The 22873-nt window shown below is 69.6% G+C and carries 17 protein-coding genes; 16 read left to right on the plus strand and 1 reads right to left on the minus strand.

Annotated features, from left to right (window positions below; all coding sequences use genetic code 11):
* The first annotated feature begins 92 nt into the window (after positions 1–92).
* The 4 genes from tig to clpX all read left to right on the plus strand — a co-directional run bounded on the left by tig (position 93) and on the right by clpX (position 4700).
* Positions 93–1496 carry a trigger factor gene (gene tig / locus OG985_RS30440; protein ID WP_371671545.1) on the plus strand — a complete coding sequence of 468 codons (1404 nt, stop codon included), beginning with the start codon at positions 93–95 and terminating at the stop codon, positions 1494–1496.
* A 369-nt stretch (positions 1497–1865) separates the two neighbouring features.
* Positions 1866–2486, plus strand: a complete 621-nt coding sequence (locus OG985_RS30445) for an ATP-dependent Clp protease proteolytic subunit (RefSeq protein ID WP_371671546.1) — start codon at positions 1866–1868, stop codon at positions 2484–2486.
* A 71-nt stretch (positions 2487–2557) separates the two neighbouring features.
* Positions 2558–3238: an ATP-dependent Clp protease proteolytic subunit gene (locus OG985_RS30450; RefSeq protein WP_371671547.1), complete on the plus strand. Its 681-nt coding sequence runs from the start codon at positions 2558–2560 to the stop codon at positions 3236–3238.
* Positions 3239–3410: 172 nt separating this feature from the next.
* On the plus strand, positions 3411–4700 hold the full coding sequence (clpX, locus tag OG985_RS30455; RefSeq protein ID WP_371671548.1) for an ATP-dependent Clp protease ATP-binding subunit ClpX: 1290 nt from the start codon (positions 3411–3413) through the stop codon (positions 4698–4700).
* Between the two features lie 63 nt (positions 4701–4763).
* Here clpX and OG985_RS30460 read toward each other — a convergent pair whose 3' ends face one another.
* A complete protein-coding gene (locus OG985_RS30460; RefSeq protein ID WP_371671549.1) occupies positions 4764–5705 on the minus strand; it encodes a hypothetical protein in 942 nt (313 codons plus the stop codon).
* A 136-nt stretch (positions 5706–5841) separates the two neighbouring features.
* Here OG985_RS30460 and OG985_RS30465 point away from each other — a divergent pair, with 136 nt between their 5' ends.
* The 12 genes from OG985_RS30465 to OG985_RS30520 all read left to right on the plus strand — a co-directional run bounded on the left by OG985_RS30465 (position 5842) and on the right by OG985_RS30520 (position 22850).
* Entirely contained in the window at positions 5842–8466 is a 2625-nt protein-coding gene (locus OG985_RS30465; protein ID WP_371671550.1) for a valine--tRNA ligase, read from the plus strand.
* A gap of 178 nt (positions 8467–8644) precedes the next feature.
* Positions 8645–10165: a folylpolyglutamate synthase/dihydrofolate synthase family protein gene (locus tag OG985_RS30470; RefSeq protein ID WP_371671551.1), complete on the plus strand. Its 1521-nt coding sequence runs from the start codon at positions 8645–8647 to the stop codon at positions 10163–10165.
* Between the two features lie 4 nt (positions 10166–10169).
* Positions 10170–10526, plus strand: coding sequence for a DUF4233 domain-containing protein (locus OG985_RS30475; protein WP_371671552.1), 357 nt, complete (start codon positions 10170–10172; stop codon positions 10524–10526).
* A gap of 65 nt (positions 10527–10591) precedes the next feature.
* Positions 10592–11005, plus strand: coding sequence for a nucleoside-diphosphate kinase (gene ndk / locus OG985_RS30480; RefSeq protein ID WP_371671553.1), 414 nt, complete (start codon positions 10592–10594; stop codon positions 11003–11005).
* Between the two features lie 300 nt (positions 11006–11305).
* Complete coding sequence (locus OG985_RS30485; RefSeq protein ID WP_053741250.1) at positions 11306–12325, plus strand: rod shape-determining protein; 1020 nt, start codon at positions 11306–11308, stop codon at positions 12323–12325.
* A gap of 151 nt (positions 12326–12476) precedes the next feature.
* Positions 12477–13421, plus strand: a complete 945-nt coding sequence (gene mreC / locus OG985_RS30490) for a rod shape-determining protein MreC (RefSeq protein ID WP_371671554.1) — start codon at positions 12477–12479, stop codon at positions 13419–13421.
* Positions 13422–13433: 12 nt separating this feature from the next.
* A complete protein-coding gene (gene mreD / locus OG985_RS30495; RefSeq protein ID WP_371671555.1) occupies positions 13434–14105 on the plus strand; it encodes a rod shape-determining protein MreD in 672 nt (223 codons plus the stop codon).
* Positions 14106–14306: 201 nt separating this feature from the next.
* Positions 14307–16556, plus strand: a complete 2250-nt coding sequence (gene mrdA, locus OG985_RS30500; RefSeq protein ID WP_371671556.1) for a penicillin-binding protein 2 — start codon at positions 14307–14309, stop codon at positions 16554–16556.
* Positions 16553–17752 carry a rod shape-determining protein RodA gene (gene rodA / locus OG985_RS30505; RefSeq protein WP_371671557.1) on the plus strand — a complete coding sequence of 400 codons (1200 nt, stop codon included), beginning with the start codon at positions 16553–16555 and terminating at the stop codon, positions 17750–17752. The genes mrdA and rodA overlap by 4 nt, the downstream gene beginning before the upstream one ends.
* A 261-nt stretch (positions 17753–18013) precedes the next feature.
* Complete coding sequence (locus OG985_RS30510; protein WP_371671558.1) at positions 18014–19525, plus strand: CHAD domain-containing protein; 1512 nt, start codon at positions 18014–18016, stop codon at positions 19523–19525.
* 80 nt (positions 19526–19605) lie between these two features.
* Positions 19606–21564 (plus strand): TIGR03960 family B12-binding radical SAM protein, encoded by a 1959-nt coding sequence (locus OG985_RS30515; RefSeq protein WP_371671559.1) that lies wholly within the window; start codon positions 19606–19608, stop codon positions 21562–21564.
* Positions 21565–21665: 101 nt separating this feature from the next.
* A complete protein-coding gene (locus OG985_RS30520; RefSeq protein WP_371671560.1) occupies positions 21666–22850 on the plus strand; it encodes a hypothetical protein in 1185 nt (394 codons plus the stop codon).
* Positions 22851–22873: the final 23 nt, after the last annotated feature.

A 22873-nucleotide genomic window follows, 5' to 3' on the forward strand; every position in this document is an offset into this window, starting at 1 on the left:
GTCTCATCACTGAAGTCCTCCGGGCTGCTAAATCCGCCGGACCGGTCTGGTCCCGGCAGAAATCCAGATGTCAGCCACAAGGAGACCGAACCGTGAAGAGCGCCGTGGAGACCCTGAACCCGACTCGGGTTCGGCTCACTGTCGAGGTGCCCTTCGAGGAGCTCAAGGACAGCCTCGACGCGGCGTACAAGAAGATCAACCAGCAGGTCACGGTGAAGGGCTTCCGGAAGGGCAAGATCCCGGCGCGCGTCATCGACCAGCGGTTCGGCCGCGGTGCGGTCCTGGAGGAGGCGGTCAACGACGCGCTTCCGAAGTTCTACACCGAGGCCGTCAACGGAGCCGAGCTCAACGTCCTGGGCCAGCCCGAGGTCGACATCACGGAGCTGAAGGACGGCGAGACGCTGAACTTCACCGCCGAGGTCGACATCCGGCCGGCCATCGAGATCCCGGACTACTCCGGCATCGAGGTCGAGGTCGACGCCGTCGAGGTCAGCGACGAGGACATCGAGAAGTCGGTCGAGCAGCTCCGTGAGCGCTTCGCCTCGACCTCCCCGGTCGAGCGCGCCGCGCAGGACGGCGACGTCGTCACCATCGACCTGGAGGCCAAGGTCGACGGCGAGGTCCTCGAGGACGGCATCGCCAGCGGTGTTTCCTACACCATCGGCTCCGGCGAGCTGCTCGAAGGCATCGACGAGGCCGTGACGGGCGTGGAGGCCGGTGGCGAGACCACCTTCACCTCCGAGCTCAAGGGCGGCTCGGCGGCCGGCAAGGAGGCCGAGGTCACCGTCAAGGTCACCCAGGTCGCCGCCCGTGAACTCCCCGAGCTGGACGACGAGTTCGCGCAGCTCGCCTCCGAGTTCGACACCCTCGAGGAGCTCAGGGCCGACAGCCGCAAGCGCCTGGAGAACATGAAGCAGTACGACCAGGCCACGCAGGCCCAGGAGCGCGTCCTGGAGAAGCTGCTCGAGCTGGTCGAGGTCCCGGTCCCCGAGAAGCTGCTCGAGGAAGAGATCAACACCCGTAAGCACAACCTCGAGCACCACCAGCTCGGTCAGATGGGCCTCGACCTCCCGAAGTACCTGGAGATCCAGGGCAAGACGGAGGAGGAGTTCGAGACCGAGACGCGTGAGGCCGCGGTCAAGGGCATCAAGACGCAGTTCGTGCTGGACGAGCTCGTCAACAAGGAGAAGCTGAACGTCAACCAGGAGGAGCTCACCGAGCACCTCATGCGGCGCGCGGCCTCCTCCGGCATGTCCCCCGACCAGTTCGCCCAGGCGGTCGTCGAGGGCGGCCAGGTTCCGCTCCTGGTCGGCGAGGTCGCCCGCGGCAAGGCCCTGGCCGTCGTGGTCGAGGCCGCCACGGTCAAGGACACCAACGGCGAGGTCATCGACCTGGACGACGACGAGGACGAGACGGCGGAGACGGTCGAGGCCGTCGAGGCCGCTTCCGAGGACGCCGCCCCGGCCGAGTCCGACGAGAAGAGCACCGAGGCCTGACCGCCCCGCTGAACGCTGCGACGGGCCCCCGGGACGTGTACCGCCCCCGGGGGCCCGTCGGGCTTTGAGGGGCGCGCGGAAGCGCGCGAGCGACCCGCCGCGAGCCACGTTCACCGACGCGCCACCGGCTCCGTACGCGGCCGCGTACGGCGGGGGCGGACGCACCGTTTCCCGCGCCCCTGACGGGGCCCGGCCGAGCCCCCGCCCGACAGCGGAGCGCATGCGCTGACAGCGAACAGTTACCTCTGCGGGATTCACCGGAGGGACCTGCGCGTTAGGGTCCATGAATACGAGGGCAGGGGAGTCCCCGAGCCCCCGGCAGTACACGTGAGACGGCCCGGCGCCGTCAGTAGACGAGCAGGTGGATACGTGACGAATCTGATGCCCTCCGCCGCCGGCGACCCCTCCATCGGTGGTGGCCTCGGCGACCAGGTCTACAACCGGCTGCTCAACGAGCGGATCATCTTCCTCGGCCAGGCGGTCGACGACGACATCGCGAACAAGATCACCGCACAGCTGCTGCTCCTTGCCGCTGCGGACCCCGACAAGGACATCAACCTCTACATCAACAGCCCGGGCGGCTCGATCACGGCCGGCATGGCGATCTACGACACCATGCAGTTCATCAAGAACGACGTGGTGACCATCGCCATGGGCCTCGCCGCCTCGATGGGGCAGTTCCTGCTCAGCGCGGGTACGCCCGGCAAGCGCTTCGCGCTGCCGAACGCCGAGATCCTGATCCACCAGCCCTCCGCGGGCCTGGCGGGCTCGGCCTCCGACATCAAGATCCACGCCGAGCGACTGCTGCACACCAAGAAGCGCATGGCGGAGCTCACGGCCGAGCACACCGGTCAGACGTTCGAGCAGGTCACCCGCGACTCCGACCGCGACCGCTGGTTCGACCCCGAGGAGGCCAAGGAGTACGGCCTCATCGACGACGTCATCACGCGGGCCGCCAACATGCCGGGCGGCGGCGGCACCGGGGCCTGAGCCCCAGCAGGGGGACGGAAGACCCCCGCACAGCCCCCAGCCGACCGCCTCAGCCCCTAGGAGACAAGACAGTGAACGACTTCCCCGGCAGCGGCCTGTACGACCGCTCACGCGCCGAGTACACGGGCCCCTCGGCGGAGTCCCGTTACGTCATCCCGCGCTTCGTCGAACGCACCTCGCAGGGCGTCCGCGAGTACGACCCGTACGCGAAGCTCTTCGAGGAGCGGGTGATCTTCCTCGGCGTCCAGATCGACGACGCCTCCGCCAACGACGTCATGGCGCAGCTGCTGTGCCTGGAGTCGATGGACCCCGACCGGGACATCTCGGTCTACATCAACAGCCCCGGCGGCTCGTTCACCGCGCTCACCGCGATCTACGACACGATGCAGTTCGTGAAGCCGGACATCCAGACGGTCTGCATGGGCCAGGCGGCCTCCGCCGCCGCGATCCTGCTGGCCGCCGGTACGCCCGGCAAGCGCATGGCGCTGCCGAACGCCCGGGTGCTGATCCACCAGCCCTACAGCGAGACCGGCCGCGGTCAGGTCTCCGACCTGGAGATCGCCGCCAACGAGATCCTCCGGATGCGCGCGCAGCTCGAGGACATGCTGGCCGAGCACTCCACCACGCCGATCGAGAAGATCCGCGAGGACATCGAGCGCGACAAGATCCTCACGGCCGAGGAAGCGCTGTCGTACGGCCTGATCGACCAGATCATCTCCACCCGGAAGATGAACAACGCCGCCGTGAAGTAACACGGGAGCATGTATCGTCTGCCGCCCCTTGGCCGGGTTTGACACGCTGCACGTCAAAGTGAACCGCGCCAAGGGGGGCCCGAACGGGGGGCCCGGCAAGGTACCGTCGGACATAAGGCAGCACCAGGAGCCGCTGTACCCAGGCGTCTCCCAGGCGAAGGGGAAGCACACCGTGGCACGCATCGGTGACGGCGGCGATCTGCTCAAGTGCTCGTTCTGTGGCAAGAGCCAGAAGCAGGTCAAGAAGCTCATCGCAGGGCCCGGTGTCTACATCTGCGACGAGTGCATCGATCTCTGCAACGAGATCATCGAGGAAGAACTCGCGGAGACGAGCGAGGTCCGCTGGGAGGAACTCCCCAAGCCCCGTGAGATCTACGAGTTCCTCGAGGGGTACGTCGTGGGCCAGGAGGCGGCCAAGAAGGCGCTCTCGGTCGCGGTGTACAACCACTACAAGCGGGTGCAGGCCGGCGAGAACGGCGGCGCCCAGGGCCGCGACGACGCCATCGAGTTGGCGAAGTCCAACATCCTCCTGCTGGGTCCCACGGGCTCCGGCAAGACACTCCTCGCCCAGACACTGGCGCGCATGCTCAACGTCCCGTTCGCCATCGCCGACGCGACCGCGCTCACGGAGGCGGGATACGTCGGCGAGGACGTCGAGAACATCCTGCTCAAGCTGATCCAGGCGGCGGACTACGACGTCAAGAAGGCCGAGACCGGGATCATCTACATCGATGAGATCGACAAGGTCGCCCGGAAGAGCGAGAACCCCTCGATCACGCGTGACGTGAGCGGCGAGGGTGTGCAGCAGGCGCTGCTGAAGATCCTGGAGGGCACCACGGCCTCGGTGCCGCCGCAGGGCGGTCGCAAGCACCCGCACCAGGAGTTCATCCAGATCGACACGACGAACGTGCTGTTCATCGTGGGCGGTGCCTTCTCCGGTCTGGAGAAGATCATCGAGTCGCGGGCCGGCGCCAAGGGCATCGGCTTCGGAGCGACGATCCGCTCCAAGCGGGAGCTCGAGGCCAAGGACCAGTTCGAGGACATCATGCCCGAGGACCTGGTCAAGTTCGGCATGATCCCCGAGTTCATCGGCCGGCTCCCCGTGATCACCTCGGTCCACAACCTGGACCGCGAGGCCCTGCTCCAGATCCTCGTCGAGCCGCGCAACGCGCTGATGAAGCAGTACCAGCGTCTGTTCGAACTCGACGGTGTGGAGCTGGACTTCGAGCGCGAGGCCCTGGAGGCCATCGCCGACCAGGCCATCCTCCGCCAGACCGGCGCGCGCGGCCTGCGCGCCATCATGGAGGAAGTCCTCATGTCGGTGATGTACGAGGTCCCCTCCCGCAAGGACGTGGCCCGCGTCGTCATCACGGCGGACGTCGTCCACTCCAACGTGAACCCGACACTGATCCCGCGCGACGCGCGCAACGGGCGGGGTCCGGGCGAGCAGAAGACCGCCTAGGCGGCACACGCACGAGGAAGGGGCCCCGGTCGACCGACCGGGGCCCCTTCCTCGTTGCCGGCGTCAGGCCTTGACGCGCACGTCGTTGCGGACCTTGGCGGTCAGCGCCGCCGCGTCGGCGATCGAGGTGCTCTTGCCCGCGCTGAGGCTGGCGATGTCGAACGACAGCACGTACGCCAGGGTGCTGTGGTCCCCCCAGATGCAGAACGGCATCCTCGTGGTCTTGCCGGACTCGCTGCTCTCGATGTTCTGGCACTTCATGATGCCGTTCGAGAACCCGGCGGGGGTGACCTCCTGCGGGCTGCCGACGAGCTTGCCGTCGGAGGACGACTCGCTCTTGGCGTCCTTCTGCATCTGCGCGAACATCGCGTCGACGACCTTCTCCGGATCGTCGATGGTGCCGTACACGCCCGCGAACCCGAGGTTCTTCGCCGTCAGGCCCGACCCCGACGTGTAGCCGGCGCTGACGTCCTTGGGGTTGTCGACCCCCCACGACTCGGTGTCCTTCAGGTCCTTGTCGCTCAGTCCGTCAGCCGAGTTGTCGTCCGACTTCTTGTACGCCCCGTCGAGGATCGTCGCCGGCGCGGCCAGCTTGTGCGCCCCGTCGTCGGAGACGCCCGAGCCGCCGGCGCTCCCCCCGCCCAGCATGAGTGCCGCGCCCACCGCGATCGCGGCCACCACCGCCACCGCGCCGATGATCAGGCCCGTCTTCTTCTTGCCGCCGCCCGGAGCGGGCGGCTGCGGGGCGCCGTACGGCTGCTGGCCGTAGGGCTGTGCGGGCTGCTGGCCGTAGGCGGGCGGCTGGCCGTACGCCGGTGTCTGCGGCGGGACGCCCTGCTGCTGGGGGTAGCCGTAGCCCGGCTGGCCGGGCGCAGGGGCCTGCTGCGGGTACCCGTAGCCGGGCTGGGGGGCCTGCGGCGGCTGCTGGCCGTAAGGCCCCGGCTGACCGTACGGTCCGGGCTGCTGGGGCTGCCCGCCGTACGGGCCCGGCTGGTTGTGACTCATTCCTGGGTTCCCCTCCAGATACTTATGTGTTCCTGACATCCTGGCGCAGGGGCGCGACGCACAACGCGGCGGGGGCCGCACCGTTACACAAGAATCGCGTTTCGGGACTGCCCCGTGACACCCCTAAACTGAGCCCGTGACCGAGAACGCTCAGCAGCAGCCATCAGCGCCCGAGACCGAACTGCCGACCCAGTACGCGCCGGCCGAGGTAGAGGGGCCGCTGTACGAGCGCTGGGTGGAGCGGGGTTACTTCGAGGCGGACGCGAAGAGCGAGAAGCCCCCGTACACCGTCGTCATCCCGCCGCCGAACGTCACCGGCAGCCTGCACCTCGGGCACGCCTTCGAGCACACCCTCATCGACGCCCTCACCCGCCGCAAGCGCATGCAGGGTTACGAAACGCTGTGGCAGCCCGGCATGGACCACGCCGGCATCGCCACGCAGAACGTCGTCGAGCGGGAGCTCGGCAAGGAGGGCAAGTCCCGGCACGACCTGGGCCGTGAGGCGTTCGTCGAGCGCGTCTGGCAGTGGAAGGCCGAGTCGGGCGGCCAGATCTCCGGGCAGATGCGGCGCCTCGGCGACGGTGTCGCGTGGTCGCGTGAGCGCTTCACCATGGACGAGGGGCTGTCCCAGGCCGTCCAGACCATCTTCAAGCGGCTCTACGACGACGAGCTGATCTACCGCGCCGAGCGCATCATCAACTGGTGTCCGCGCTGCCTGACCGCCATCTCGGACATCGAGGTGGAGTACCAGGACGACGACGGCGAGCTCGTCTCGATGAAGTACGGCGAGGGCGACGAGACCATCGTCGTCGCCACCACCCGCGCCGAGACCATGCTCGGTGACACGGCCGTCGCCGTGCACCCCGGGGACGAGCGGTACAAGCACCTGGTCGGCAAGCTCATCAAGCTGCCGCTGACCGACCGTTCCATCCCGGTCGTCGCCGACGAGCACGTCGACCCGGAGTTCGGCACCGGCGCCGTCAAGGTCACCCCGGCCCACGATCCGAACGACTTCGAGATCGGCCGGCGCCACGACCTGCCCGCCATCGCCGTGATGGACGAGCACGCCGTCATCACCGCCCACGGCCCCTTCCAGGGCCTGGACCGGCTCGAGGCCCGCTCCGCCATCGTCGCCGCGCTGCGCGCAGAGGGCCGGATCGTCGCCGAGAAGCGGCCCTACGTCCACTCGGTCGGCCACTGCTCGCGCTGCAAGACCACCATCGAGCCGCGGCTGTCCATGCAGTGGTGGGTCAAGGTCGGCCCGCTGGCGAAGGCCGCGGGGGACGCCGTCCGCGACGGACGCGTCAAGATCCACCCGCAGGAGATGGAGAAGCGGTACTTCGACTGGGTCGACAACCTCCACGACTGGTGCATCTCGCGGCAGTTGTGGTGGGGGCACCGGATCCCGGTCTGGTACGGCCCCGAGGGCGAGACCGTCTGCGTCGGCCCCGACGAGGAGCCGCCGAGCGGTGCGGGCTGGCGTCAGGACACCGACGTCCTCGACACCTGGTTCTCCTCCGGCCTGTGGCCCTTCTCCACCCTCGGCTGGCCCGAACAGACCGAGAGCCTCGCGAAGTTCTACCCGAACTCCGTCCTGGTCACCGGCTACGACATCCTCTTCTTCTGGGTCGCCCGGATGATGATGTTCGGCCTGTACGCGATGGACGGCACCCCGCCGTTCCACACCATCGCCCTGCACGGCATGGTCCGCGACCAGTTCGGCAAGAAGATGTCGAAGTCCTTCGGCAACGCGGTCAACCCGCTGGACTGGATGGACAAGTACGGCTCCGACGCGCTCCGGTTCACCCTCGCCCGCGGCGCCAACCCCGGTGTCGACGTGCCCATCGGCGAGGACTGGGTCCAGGGCTCCCGCAACTTCGCCAACAAGATCTGGAATGCCACGCGCTTCGCGCTGATGAACGGCGCGACGGTCGAGGGCCCGCTGCCGGACGCGTCGGAGATGTCGGCGACCGACCGCTGGATCCTGTCCCGCCTCAACTCCGTCGTCGCCGAGGTCGACGCGCTCTACGAGGACTTCCAGTTCGCGAAGCTCTCCGACGCGCTGTTCCACTTCGCCTGGGACGAGGTCTTCGACTGGTACGTCGAGCTGTCCAAGACGACGTTCCAGGCGGGCGGCGGGCCGGCCGAGGTCAGCAAGCGGGTCCTCGGCGAGGTCCTCGACGTGACCCTCAGGCTGCTGCACCCGGTCGTCCCCTTCGTCACGGAGACCCTCTGGACCACGCTGACCGGTGGCGAGTCCGTCGTCATCGCCGAGTGGCCGGCGGACAGCGGCTTCCGGGACACCGCCGCCGAGCGGGAGATCGAGAGCCTCCAGTCCGTCATCACCGAGGTCCGCCGCTTCCGCGCCGACCAGGGCCTGCAGCCCGGTCAGCGGGTGCCCGCCCGCCTGGAGCTCGGCGGCACCGCGCTCGCCCCGCACGAGGCGGCCATCCGTCAGCTGCTGCGGCTCCAGCCGGAGGGCGAGGAGTTCTCGGCCACGGCGACGCTGCCGGTCGCGGGGGCGACGGTGGCGCTCGACCTGTCCGGGACGATCGACATCGGCGCCGAGCGGAAGCGGCTGGCCAAGGATCTCGCCGCCGCGGAGAAGGAGAAGGCGCAGGCGAACGGGAAGCTCGGCAACGAGGCGTTCCTCGCCAAGGCGCCGGACAAGGTGGTCGACGGGATCCGGAGCCGGCTCGCCAAGGCGGAGGCGGACATCGTGCGGATCGCCGCGCAGCTGGAGCGGTTGCCGCAGGTCTAGCGGGGCTCTGGCCCCGCTGGCCGTGCTGGGGGCTGCCGCCCCCAGACCCCCGCTTCGGCCCTGAACGGGCCTCGTCCTCAAACGCCGGACGGGCTGATGATCAGCCCCTCCGGCGTTTGAGGAGCGGGGGTCCGGGGGCTGGCCCCCGGGGTGCGGCACAGCTCCGTAGACTGGCCCCGTGAGCGAGCTCCCCCCGAACGGTGACCACGACCTGCCCGATCCCCTGGATTCCTTCGACGAGATCATCGCCGAGGAGACCGACCGCGACCCCGATCTCGCGGTCATCGAGGCCGGCAGCCGGACCCTGCGCACCCGGGGCGGCCTGTCCCGGACCGACGTACCCACGCGTCCGGCGGACCCCGAGGTCGACAAGGCCCTGCGCGCGGTCGAGGCGGAGCTGGCGACGCGGTGGGGCGAGACGAAGCTGGAGCCGTCCGTCGCCCGCATCGCCGCGCTGGTGGACGTGCTGGGCGATCCGCAGCGGTCGTACCCCTCGATCCACATCACGGGGACGAACGGCAAGACCTCCACGGCCCGCATGATCGAGACCCTGCTCGGCGCCTTCGACCTGCGCACCGGGCGCTACACCTCGCCGCACGTGCAGTCGGTCACCGAGCGGATCAGTCTCGACGGGGAGCCCATCTCCGCCGAGCGGTTCATCGAGACGTACGAGGACATCAAGCCGTACGTCGAGATGGTCGACGGCATGCAGGAGTTCCGGCTCTCCTTCTTCGAGGTGCTGACCGGGATGGCGTACGCGGCCTTCGCCGACGCGCCCGTCGACGTCGCCGTCGTCGAGGTCGGCATGGGCGGCAGCTGGGACGCCACCAACGTCATCGACGCGGACGTCGCCGTCGTCACCCCGATCGACCTCGACCACACCGACCGGCTCGGTGAGACGCCCGGCGAGATCGCCGTGGAGAAGGCCGGGATCGTCAAGCAGGGCGCGACCGTCATCCTGGCCCAGCAGCCGGTGGACGCGGCGCAGGTGCTGCTGAAGAAGGCGGTGGAGGTCGACGCCACCGTGGCCCGTGAGGGTCTGGAGTTCGGAGTCGTGGCGCGGCAGGTCGCCGTGGGCGGGCAGTTGCTGACCCTGCGCGGGCTCGGCGGTGAGTACACCGACGTGTACCTGCCGCTGCACGGCCCCTACCAGGCGCACAACGCGGCCGTCGCGCTGGCCGCCGTCGAGGCGTTCTTCGGCGTCGGCTCCCAGCGGCCCGAGCCGCTCGACGTCGACACGGTCCGCAAGGCCTTCGCGGCCGTGACCTCGCCGGGCCGGCTGGAGGTCGTACGGCGCTCGCCGACCGTCGTCCTGGACGCGGCCCACAACCCGGCGGGTGCCCGTGCCACCGCCGAGGCCGTCGGGGAGGCCTTCGATTTCAGCCGGCTGATCGGTGTGGTCGGGGCCAGCGGCGACAAGAACGTCCGGGGGCTCCTGGAGGCCTTCGAGCCGATCTTCGCGGAGATCGTCGTCACCCAGAACTCCAGTCACCGCGCGATGGACGCGGACGAGCTGGCCGGGATCGCCGTCGAGGTGTTCGGCGAGGAGCGCGTACAGGTCGAGCCGCGACTGCCCGACGCGCTGGAGGCCGCGATCACGCTGGCCGAGGAGGAGGGCGAGTTCGCCGGCGGCGGTGTGCTCGTCACCGGCTCCGTCATCACCGTCGGTGAGGCCCGACTGCTGCTGGGGAGGGGCTGACCCCGTGCGTACGCTCTGTGCTTCGACCCTGATCGGTGAGGTCTTCATCATCGGCTTCGCCGGCCTCGTCGCGATGAAGGACCCCGGCCTGTCCACGGCGACGGTGTGGACGGTCAGCGGTATCGCCATGTTCCTGTGCGTGGCGCTGTGCGGCATGGTCACCCGCCCCGGGGGAGTCGCCCTCGGCTGGGCCCTCCAGATCGCCCTGGTCGCCTCCGGCCTCGTCGTCCCGACCATGTTCGTGCTGGGTGTGGCCTTCGCGGCCCTGTGGTGGGCGTCGGTCCACTACGGACGGAAGATCGACGAGGCGAAGGCGAGGTTCGCGGCCCAGGCCGCCGCCTCTACACCTGACGCTGCGTAACGGACGTCCCGACACGCCCTGTAGCCTCGTCCTCCCGCACAATCTCTGACCTGAAGGAGCTCGTCGTGAGCCAGCGCACCCTCGTCCTGCTCAAGCCCGACGCCGTCCGTCGTGGCCTGACCGGCGAGATCATCAGCCGCATCGAGCGCAAGGCCGGCTGGGCGATCACCGCGCTGGAGCTGCGCACGCTGGACCAGGACACGCTGGAGCAGCACTACGGCGAGCACAAGGGCAAGCCCTTCTACGAGCCGCTGGTGGAGTTCATGGCCTCCGGTCCGGTCGTTGCGCTGATCGTCGAGGGCGAGCGGGTCATCGACGGTGTGCGGCAGCTGGCCGGTCCGACCGACCCGATCGCCGCCGCCCCCGGCTCCATCCGCGGCGACTACGGTGTGATCGTCCGGGAGAACCTGATCCACGCCTCCGACTCCGAGGAGTCGGCCCAGCGCGAGGTGAAGCTCTTCTTCCCCGGCCGCGGTTGAGCCGGTCGGACCAATTTTTCCGAGGGACCGTCAGGTCCCTCGCCCCCCTGACCTGGGACGGCCGCGCATTTTCGGCCGTCCCGTGGCATATGCGTGCCGATCGGGGGAACGCATGCCCCCTATGGGCCGTCTCCACAAGCGGGGCGGCGCATGATCTGCTGACAATGGCGAAGACCCTCGCGCAGTGTTCGGGCAGGCGCGTCTACGATGGAAGCCTGCACGTCACAGCACCCACCTCGCCGACCTGAAAAGCCCTCAAAAGCTCATGGGAAGGCCAGTCGAATCCTGATGGGGAACTCAATGTCGTTCATCGGCCGTGACATGGCTGTCGACCTCGGGACCGCCAACACGCTGGTGTACGTCAGGGGTCGCGGGATCGTACTCAACGAGCCGTCCGTCGTCGCGATCAACACCAACACCGGTGGCATCCTCGCGGTCGGCTCGGAAGCCAAGAAGATGATCGGGCGGACGCCGGGCAACATCGTTGCCGTACGCCCGCTGAAGGACGGTGTCATCGCCGACTTCGAGATCACCGAGCGCATGCTCCGCTACTTCATTCTGAAGATCCACAAGCGCCGCTACCTGGCCCGTCCGCGGGTCGTCGTCTGTGTGCCCTCGGGCATCACGGGCGTCGAGCGCCGTGCCGTGATCGAGGCGTCGTCCCAGGCCGGCGCCCGCCAGGTGCACATCATCGAGGAGCCCATGGCGGCGGCCATCGGTTCCGGCCTGCCGGTCCACGAGGCCACGGGCAACATGGTGGTGGACATCGGCGGCGGCACCACGGAGGTCGCGGTCATCTCGCTCGGCGGCATCGTCACCGCCCAGTCCATCCGCGTCGCGGGTGACGAACTGGACAGCTCGATCATCCAGCACATCAAGAAGGAGTACTCGCTCCTCCTCGGTGAGCGGACTGCCGAACAGATCAAGATCACGATCGGTTCGGCGTACGACCTCGACAACGACGAACACACCGAAATCCGCGGCCGGGACCTCGTCTCCGGGCTGCCCAAGACCGTCGTGATCTCGGCCGCCGAAGTGCGCAAGGCGATCGAGGAGCCCGTCAACGCCATCGTGGACGCCGTCAAGACGACCCTCGACAAGTGCCCGCCGGAGCTGTCCGGCGACATCATGGACAGGGGCATCGTGCTGACCGGCGGCGGAGCGCTGCTGCGCGGGCTCGACGAGCGGCTGCGCCGCGAGACCGGCATGCCGATCCACATCGCCGAGGACCCGCTGGACAGCGTGGCGCTCGGCTCCGGCAAGTGCGTCGAGGAGTTCGAGGCGCTCCAGCAGGTGCTGGACGCCCAGCCGCGCAGATGACGTAACGCTTCGATTCCGCCGTACGAGATGATCTCCTCTCGTACGGCGGATCGTTGACATAGATGCATAAGCTCCCCTATAGCGCCCGGGTTTCCCGTGGCGTCACACACGAATTCCCGCATTACGACGAGGAAGGGCACGGCCGCCGCACGTGAGGGACACACGAGAGAGCCGGCTGCTCCTGGTGCTGCTGATCGCCGTCGCATTCGCGCTGATCACGGTCGACATCCGCGGTGGGGAGGACTCACCGGTCGACGGTGCCCGCCAGGCCGCGGCCACGGTTTTCGGCCCGATCGAGAACGGCGTGTCGGGCGCCGTCGCCCCGGTCGGCAACGCCGTCTCCGCGATCCGTGACTCCGGCGAGCGGCACGACCGGCTCGCCGCGCTGGAGAAGGACAACGCGGCTCTCAAGGCGAAGCTCGGCAGCGACGACCGCAACCGCAGCCGCCTCACCCAGCTCGACAGAATGCTGAAGATCGCGGGCCAGGGCCAGTACGGCATCAAGGGCGCCGAGGTCATCGCGATAGGAGCGGCCCAGGGCTTCTCCTGGACCATCACCATCGACGCCGGCGCCAACGACGGACTCAAGCGCGACATGACCGTCCTCAACGGGGACGGCCTGGTCGGACGCGTGACGACCGTCGGCCCGAACACCGCCACCGTGCTCCTCGCCAACGACCCCGACTTCACCGTCGGCACCCGCATGGAGTCCACCGACGAACTCGGCTTCGCCTCCGGTCAGGGCGACCGTCCGCTGCGCGTCGAACTCCTCAACGGAAAGGCCGAGGTGAAGAAGGGCGACCGGCTCGTCACCTTCGGCTCGCAGGCCGACAAGCCCTTCGTGCCCGGCGTCCCGGTCGGCTTCGTCTCCCGCGTCGACCCCTCCGGCGGCGGCCTCACCCGCACCCTCTACGTCACGCCGTACGTGGGCTTCACCAAGCTCGACGTCGTCGGAGTCGTCGTCGAGGCCCCGAAGAAGGACCCGCGCGACACGGTGCTCCCGAAGAAGCCCAAACCGACGCCCACGCCGACCGTGACGGTGACCGTCACCCCGTCCGGACAGCCGGTCGACGGCCAGATCCAGCAAGAGCAGTAGGAGCTGTAGCCCATGCGCGTCAACCGGATCCTGCTGTCCTCGGCCCTGATCGTCGTCGCCCTGGTGCTCCAGGTGAGCGTCCTCGCCCGCCTCCACCTGCCCGGTGCCGTCCCCGACCTGCTGCTGCTCACCGTCCTCGGCCTCGCCATGGTCTACGGCCATGTCGGCGGCGCCCTCGTCGGGTTCGGCGCCGGTCTGCTCGCCGACCTCGCCCCGCCCGCCGACCACGCCGCCGGCCGCTACGCCCTCGTGCTCTGCGTGATCGGCTACCTCGCCGGGCTCGCCAAGCCGGAGAACGGCCGGCTCAAGTCCGCCACCGGACCCATGCTCGTGGTGGTCGCCGCGGCCATCGGCTCCACCCTGCTGTACGCCGGGGTCGGCGCCCTCGTCGGCGACACCGCCGCCCGCCATGTGGGCCTGCCCGGCCTGCTGTTCTCCGCCGCCCTGTACGACCTGCTGCTCGCCCCGTTCGTCGTCCCCGGGATCATGGCACTGGCCCGGCGTGCCGACAACGACCCGCTCGCCGAGGGCAACTCCGGTGCCAAGGCGACCGACATCTCCTCCGGCTGGCTGTCCGCCGGCACGGGCCTGAGAATCGGCGGCCAGCGCAACGGACTGAGGGTCAAGGCCGCCCGCGCCCGCACCGCCCGCGCCGGACGCATCAAGGGGGTCAAGCGGCTGTGACGTCACGCGAGTTGGCCGGCCCCGGTCTCACAGGTCCGTCGTATACGACTCGTACACGCAGCACAGCTCGCATGCGCACCGCTCGCGTGCGTACGGCTCGCACACGCTCTGCCCGCACACGCTCTGAGAGGGGAAGGCGGCCGCAGTGACCAACGCCCACCCGTCGCCCACCACCACCCTTCCGCGGAATGGGCCGCGCCCATGACCAACATCCCGGAGACCGGTCGGACCCCACGTGTCCAGATCCGGCTCGTCGTCATCCAGATCCTCGTCCTCTCCCTGCTGGGCACCCTCGGCGGCCGCCTGTGGTACCTGCAGATCCGGGAGGGCGCCGAGTACGCCAAGGAGGCGTCCGGCAACCACGTCCAGCAGGTCGTCGAGCCCGCCGTGCGCGGTTCGATCCTGGACGCGCGCGGCGTGGCGATCGCCGACAACGAGACCCGGCTGGTCGTCTCCGCCTCCCGCACCGACCTGCTGAAGATGCGCGACGACGGCAAGGCGGTCCTCACCAAGCTGGCCGGCGTCCTCGGGATGGCCCCCGAGGACGTCATGCAGAAGGTGCGGCTGTGCGACGCGAAGACGCCGCAGCCCTGCTGGAACGGCTCGCCGTACCAGCCGATCCCGATCACCGACGAGGCCACCCCCAAGCAGGCGCTGCAGATCCGCGAGCGCTCCGAGGACTTCCCCGGCATCACCGCCGAGCCGGAGGCCGTGCGCCGCTACCCGAGCCCCGGCGGGGCCAACACCTCGCAGGTCCTCGGCTACCTCTCGCCCGTCACCGACGACGAGATCACCAAGGCCCAGGACACCGACTCGCCCTACCTGCGCTCCGACCAGGTCGGCCGGTCGGGCCTGGAACGCCAGTACGACAAGATGCTGCGCGGCAAGGCGGGCGTCACCCGGTACGAGGTCGACAACCTCGGCCGGGTCATCGGAGAGGCCGAGGCCGACGCCGCCGAGCCCGGCTCCGCCCTCGTCACCAGCATCGACTCGCGTGTCCAGCGGGTCGCCGAGTTCGAGCTGAACGACGCGATGAAGATCGCCCGTCAGCAGTTCGACAAGATCACCGGCGAGAACTACAAGGCCGACTCGGGCGCCGTGGTCGTCATGGAGGCCAAGACCGGCCGCGTCGTCGCCATGGCGTCCGCCCCGACGTACGACCCGAACGTCTGGGTCGGCGGCATCTCCGCCAAGGACTACCGGCAGCTCACCGGCAAGAACTCCGACTACCCGCTGCTCAACCGGGCCATACAGGGTCAGTCCGCGCCCGGTTCGACCTTCAAGGTGGTCTCCACGGCCGCCGCGGTCGAGGCCGGCTACGAGTGGGACGGCGGCTACCCGTGCACCAGCTCCTACTCCGTCGGCGGGCAGGTCTTCAAGAACTTCGAGGGCGAGAGCTTCGGCCCGATCTCCCTGGGCCGCGCCCTGGAGGTCTCCTGCGACACCGTCTTCTACGGCCTCGCCGACCGGGAGTGGAAGAGGGACGGCGGCATCAACCCAAAGAAGGGTGAGCCGAAGGACTACTTCTACAAGGCGGCCCACCAGTTCGGCCTCGGCAAGGAGACCGGCGTCGACCTGCCCAACGAGGTCACCGGCCGCGTCCCCGACCGCCAGTGGAAGGAGAGCTACTGGAAGGCCAACAAGGACGGCTGGTGCAAGACCGGCAAGAAGGACGGCAGTTACGTCGAGAAGATCGCGTACGAGAACTGCCTCGAAGGCAACAAGATGCGCGAGGGCGACTCGATCAACTACTCCATCGGCCAGGGCGACACCCTCGTCACGCCGATCCAGGAGGCCGTGATCTACGGGGCGCTCGCCAACGGCGGCACCATGTACACCCCGACCATCGGCAAGGCGATCGTCAGCGCCGACGGCAAGTCGGTCAAGGAGATCAAGCCCAAGGCCCAGGGCAGGCTGCCGGTGAACCAGGCGACGATCAAGGGCATGGACGCCGCCCTCGAGGGCGTGGTCACCCGCGGTACCGCCGCCTGGAAGTTCGGCGGCTGGCCGCAGGACGAGATCCCGCTGCACGCCAAGACCGGTACCGCCGAGGTCTACGGCAAGCAGACGACGTCCTGGCTCGCCACGTACAGCAAGGACTACACGATCGTCATGACGATCGCCCAGGCCGGTACCGGTTCGGGCGCCTCCGGTGAGGCCGTGCGGCACATCTACAACGCCCTGTACGGCGTGTCCGCCGACGGCGCGATCAACAAGAAGAACGCCCTGCTGCCCACCCCGCAGAAGGGCCTGCCGAAGGTCCGGACGGACGGCACCATCAAGTCCCCGAAGGTCGCCAAGGACCCGGCCAAGGAGCAGCGGGCCAGCCAGGAGGGCCCGGCCGAACAGGACGAGCAGCTGCCCGGAGCCACCACGGCGACGGCCACGGCGACCAACCGTGACACGCGCCGGCGACGGCGGGCGAGAGGAAGCCGGAGGATGCTCACATGACGGGCGCGAACAGTTTCTCCGTCTCCGGGTACGGGCCCGAACGCGCGGGCTGGACCCGGGTCTTCGCCCGCGACTCGCTCACGCGCCGGCTGGACTGGCCGATACTGCTGGCGGGGCTGGCACTGTCGCTGATCGGTTCGGTGCTCGTCTTCTCGGCCACCCGCAACCGCACCGAGATCAACCAGGGCGACCCGTACTACTTCCTGATCCGGCACCTCATGAACACCGGCATCGGGTTCGCCCTGATGCTCGGCACGGTCTGGCTCGGCCACCGCACCCTGCGCACGGCCGTGCCGCTCCTGTACGGCGCCTCGGTGTTCCTGCTCCTGATGGTGCTCACCCCGCTCGGCTCGACGGTCAACGGCGCGCACTCGTGGATCGTGCTCGGCGGCGGCTTCTCGCTGCAGCCCTCGGAGTTCGTGAAGATCACGATCATCCTCGGCATGGCGATGCTGCTGGCGGCCCGCGTCGACGCCGGCGACAAGCCCTACCCCGACCACCGCACGGTGTTGCAGGCCCTCGGTCTGGCCGCCGTACCGATGATGGTCGTGCTGCTCATGCCCGACCTCGGGTCGGTCATGGTGATGGTGATCATCGTGCTGGGCGTGCTGCTCGCCTCCGGCGCCTCCAACCGCTGGGTGTTCGGCCTGATCGCCGCGGGCGCCACCGGCGCGATCGCCGTCTGGCAGCTGCACATCCTGGACGAGTACCAGATCGCCCGCTTCGCCGCCTTCGCCAACCCCAGCCTCGACCCGGCCGGCGTCGGCTACAACACCAACCAGGCCCGCATCGCGATCGGTTCGGGTGGCCTGACGGGCGCGGGCCTCTTCCACGGCTCGCAGACCACCGGGCAGTTCGTGCCGGAGCAGCAGACCGACTTCGTCTTCACGGTCGCGGGGGAGGAGCTGGGCTTCGCCGGCGCGGGCCTGATCATCCTGCTGCTGGGCGTCGTCCTGTGGCGTGCCTGCCGCATCGCCCGCGACTCGACCGAGCTGTACGGCACGATCGTCGCGGCCGGGATCGTGGCCTGGCTCGCCTTCCAGACCTTCGAGAACGTCGGCATGACGCTCGGCATCATGCCGGTCACCGGCCTGCCGCTGCCGTTCGTGTCGTACGGCGGATCCTCGATGTTCGCGGTGTGGGTGGCGGTGGGGCTGCTGCAGTCGATCAGGGTGCAACGGCCGATGTCCGCCTAGTGCCGCGGCAGGCAACGTTTGCCCGTCAAGGAGCGGCGTCCGGTGCGTGCTCTCGGTGTGCCGGCCGGAAGTCCTCGTACTGGACGTACTTGGGCTTTCGGCCGGTGCGGCGAGAGGGCGTGCCGGGCGTCGCGACGGGGCGAACGTTGCCTGTTGCGGCACTAGCCGCCGCCGGGCCGGCCGGGCGCCACGGCCGGCCCGGCGCACCCGCCCGAAGGCGGCCCTCTGCCCTAACCGCCCCCCGACCACTAGATTCGGGTCATGGCGGACACCAAGCGTGAGATCGAGCGGAAGTACGAGTCCGACGACAGCGGACTGCCCGATCTGACCGGCGTCGCCGGGGTCGCGGCCGTCGTCGACAAGGGTGTCGCGCAACTGGACGCCGTCTACCACGACACCACCGACGAACGCCTGGCCGCGGCCTCGATCACGCTGCGCCGCCGCACCGGCGGGTCCGACGCCGGCTGGCATCTGAAGTTCCCCGTCGCTCCGGGCGTACGGGACGAGATCCGGGCGCCGCTCTCCGACAGCGTCCCCCCTGAACTCGCCGGCCTCGTCCGCTCCCGGGTGCGCGAGGCCGAACTCGTACCCGTGGTCCGGCTGCGTTCCGACCGGGACGTGCGCGATCTCCTGGACGCGGACGGCCGGCTGCTCGCCGAGGTGAGCGTGGACTCCGTGCGCGCCGAGCGGCTCACCGGGGGCGGCGGCAGCGCCCAGTGGACCGAGATCGAGGTGGAACTCGCCGACGACGGCGACCCGGTCTTCCTCGACACGGTGGAGAAGCGACTGCGCAAGGCGGGCGTACAGCCGTCGAAGTCGGCCTCCAAACTGGCGCGGGCGCTCGCGGAGACCGCTCCGCGCGGCAGGAAGCGGCGTCTGCCGCAGCGGTCGGCGGCGGAGCCCGTGACGGCCGGCGACCACGTTCTCGCGTACGTCCGCGCGCAGCGGGACGCCGTCGTCGCACTCGACCCGGCCGTCCGCCAGGACGAGGACGACTCCGTGCACCGGATGCGGGTCGCCACCCGCCGGACGCGCAGCGCCCTGCGCTCGTACGGGAAGGTCCTCGACCGCGCGGCCACCGATCCCATCGGCGCGGAACTGAAGTGGCTGGCCGGTGAGCTGGGCGTGGACCGGGACCGGGAGGTGCTGACCGAGCGGCTGACCGCGGCCCTCGCCGAGGTGCCCCCCACGCTGGTCTCGGGCCCCGTCGGCTCCCGCCTGCTCACCTGGGCGAACGCCAGTCGCGGCGGTTCGCGCCGGCGGCTGATCGGCGTGCTGGACTCCGAGCGCTACGTGGCCCTGCTCGACGCGCTGGACGCTCTGATCAACGAGCCGCCGCTGCTGAAGGCGGCCGCGGGGAAGCCCGACAAGGTGATCGCCAAGGCCGTACGGAAGGACTTCGGCAGGCTCTCCGGGCTCGTCACCGAGGCGATCGAACTGTCTCCCGGACAGGACCGGGACGTCGCCGTGCACGAGGCCCGCAAGCAGGCCAAGCGCACCCGGTACGCGGCGGAGGCGGCCGTGCTCGCCCTCGGCGACCCGGCCAAGGCCCTGGCCAGGTCCATGAAGTCGCTGCAGGGCCTGCTCGGTGACCACCAGGACAGCGTCATGGTCCGCCAGACCCTGCGCGAGATCTCCGCGGTCGCGCACGCGGCGGGCGAGAGCTCCTTCACCTACGGAGTGCTGTACGGACGGGAGGAGGGCCGTGCGGCCGCCGTGGAGGCCGCGCTGCCCGGGGCGTGGCAGGCCATCACGGGCACGACGGACGTCTGACGGTCCGGGGAGCCGTCGCGTTCGCGTTAGTCTGGATGGTCACCCCTGTCCGTTCAGTCCAGCTCACGAAGGTTCGCGAGATGCCTGCCGAAGTCGCTGCGTCGGTTTTCCCGCAGCTCGAAGCTCTGCTCCCGCACGTGCAGAAGCCGATCCAGTACGTCGGCGGGGAGCTCAACTCCACGGTCAAGCCGTGGGAGTCCTCCGACGTCCGCTGGGCGCTCATGTACCCCGACGCGTACGAGGTCGGGCTGCCCAACCAGGGCGTCATGATTCTCTACGAGGTGCTGAACGAGCAGCGGGGCGTCCTCGCCGAGCGCACCTACAGCGTGTGGCCGGACCTGGAAGCGCTGATGCGGGAGCACCACGTCCCCCAGTTCACCGTGGACAGCCACCGCCCGGTGAAGGCCTTCGACGTGTTCGGGCTGTCCTTCTCGACCGAGCTCGGCTACACGAACATGCTGACGGCGCTGGACCTGGCGGGCATCCCGCTGGAGTCCAGGGACCGTACGCTCGACGACCCGATCGTGCTGGCAGGCGGTCACGCGGCCTTCAACCCCGAGCCGATCGCGGACTTCATCGACGCGGCGATCATCGGCGACGGCGAGCAGGCCGTCCTCGACGTGACGAAGATCATCCGGGACTGGAAGGCGGAGGGCCGCCCGGGCGGCCGCGAGGAGGTCCTCTTCCGCCTCGCGAAGACCGGCTCGGTCTACGTCCCGGCGTTCTACGACGTCGAGTACCTCGCGGACGGCCGTATCGCCCGTGTGGTCCCCAACAAGTCGGGCGTCCCGTGGCGGGTGTCCAAGCACACGGTGATGGACCTCGACGAGTGGCCCTACCCCAAGCAGCCCCTCGTCCCCCTCGCGGAGACGGTGCACGAGCGCATGTCGGTGGAGATCTTCCGCGGCTGCACGCGCGGCTGCCGCTTCTGCCAGGCCGGCATGATCACGCGCCCGGTCCGCGAGCGCTCCATCACGGGCATCGGCGACATGGTCGAGAAGGGCCTGAAGGCGACCGGCTTCGAGGAGGTCGGCCTGCTGTCGCTGTCGTCCGCGGACCACAGCGAGATCGGCGAGGTCGCCAAGGGACTCGCGGACCGCTACGAGGAGGACAAGATCGGTCTGTCCCTCCCGTCGACCCGCGTGGACGCCTTCAACGTGGACCTCGCGAACGAGCTGACGCGCAACGGCCGCCGGTCCGGACTGACCTTCGCCCCCGAGGGCGGCAGCGAGCGCATGCGCAAGGTCATCAACAAGATGGTCTCCGAAGAGGACCTGATCCGGACCGTCTCCACCGCCTACGGCAACGGCTGGCGCCAGGTCAAGCTGTACTTCATGTGCGGCCTGCCGACGGAGACCGACGAGGACGTCCTGCAGATCGCCGACATGGCGATGAACGTGATCGCCGAGGGCCGCAAGGCCTCCGGCCAGAACGACATCCGCTGCACGGTGTCGATCGGCGGCTTCGTCCCCAAGCCCCACACGCCGTTCCAGTGGGCACCGCAGCTCTCGGCGGAGGAGACGGACGCCCGGCTCACCAAGCTCCGCGACAAGATCCGCGGCGACAAGAAGTACGGCCGTTCCATCGGCTTCCGCTACCACGACGGCAAGCCCGGCATCGTCGAGGGCCTCCTCTCCCGCGGCGACCGCCGCATCGGCGCGGTCATCCGTGCCGTCTACGAGGACGGCGGCCGCTTCGACGGCTGGCGCGAGCACTTCTCCTACGACCGCTGGATGAGCTGCGCGGACAAGGCGCTGGTCCCGTTCGGCGTCGACGTCGACTGGTACACCACGCGTGAGCGCACCTACGAGGAGGTCCTCCCGTGGGACCACCTCGACTCCGGCCTCGACAAGGACTGGCTCTGGGAGGACTGGCAGGACTCCCTCGACGAGACCGAGGTCGAGGACTGCCGCTGGACGCCGTGCTTCGACTGCGGTGTGTGCCCGGCCATGGACACGAGCATCCAGATCGGCCCGACGGGCAAGAAGCTCCTGCCGCTCTCGGTGAAGCAGCCCGCGGGAAGCGGACACACGCACTGACACCTCGCGGCACCCCCGTCGACGTGACGAGCCCCCCGGCCGATCGAGGCGGGGGGCTCGTGCCATGCATCCGGACGGGCGGTTCCGGCGTCTACGCCGGTATGGACCCTGAGAAGCCGCCGCCGCGCACGCAGGACCCCGAGGGGTGCCTCGCCGTCGCGATCCGCCTGCCCGTGCGGATCGTCGTGCTCGTGCTGGTGGTACCGGTGCGGATGGCGTGGGACCTGCTCGTCGTCGTGGGGCGGGTGCTGAACGACGTGGTGCTACGGCCGTTGGGGCGCGCACTGGTGTGGGCCGGGCGGGCGGTGTTCGTGTGGCCCCTGGTGGCCCTGTGGCGGTACGCCGTCGTCCCACTGGGCAGGGCGCTCGTCGTGCTCGGCCATGTTCTCCTGGTCCTGCCCGTGGTCGCGCTCTACCGCTTTGTGCTGACCCCCCTCGGACACGGCCTCGCCCAGGTGTACGCGCGCGTGCTCACCCCGGTCGGGCACGCCCTGCTCTGGGCGCTCGGGCAGATCGGGGCCGGGCTCGTCGCGCTCGGCGGCGGGGTGTACACGGCCGTGGCGTGGCTCGCGAGGTATCTCCTCGTGGTGCCTGCCGGCTGGGTGTACGCGTGGATCCTCGCGCCCTTCGGACGGGCGGTCGCGTGGGTGGTGCGCGGGGTTGTGACCGGTGTCGGTCTCGCCCTGTACTGGGTCACCCGGATCGTTGTCGTGCTGCCGGCGGTCGCCTTGTGGCAGTGGGTCCTCGTGCCAGTCGGACGGGCGGTCGCGTGGGTGGTGCGCGGGGTTGTGACCGGTGTCGGTCTCGCCCTGTACTGGGTCACCCGGATCGTTGTCGTGCTGCCGGCGGTCGCCCTGTGGCGGTGGGTTCTCGCTCCCGCCGGGCGTGTACTGCTCGTCGTCGGGCGGGAGGTCGGCGAGGCGCTCGGACACGCCTGGCGGATCGCCGGGCACCTCTCGCTCGCCGTCGGCCGCTTCCTCGCCACCCTCTTCCGGTGGATCTTCGTGGAGCCGGTGCGGTGGGTGTACCGAACGGTCCTCACACCCGTCGGGCATGCCGTCCGTGACCTCGTACTGCGGCCCGCCGGCCAGGTCGCGCGCGCCGTGGGGCGGGCCACCCGACAGGTGCTCACCACCGCCCGCGAGTCAGCCCGGCAGGCCCGGGCCGACTTCCGGCGGCTGCTCCTCGGGGCACCACGGCCCCCGGAGGCGGTGGACCGGCGGGAACCTCCCGCGCCGGAGACACGTACTCTAGGAAGAAGTACGACCGCTCTCACGAAGGACTGAACGACACTGGGCAAGCGACAGCC

This window comes from Streptomyces sp. NBC_00289, assembly GCF_041435115.1.
Taxonomy (GTDB): Bacteria; Actinomycetota; Actinomycetes; order Streptomycetales; family Streptomycetaceae; genus Streptomyces.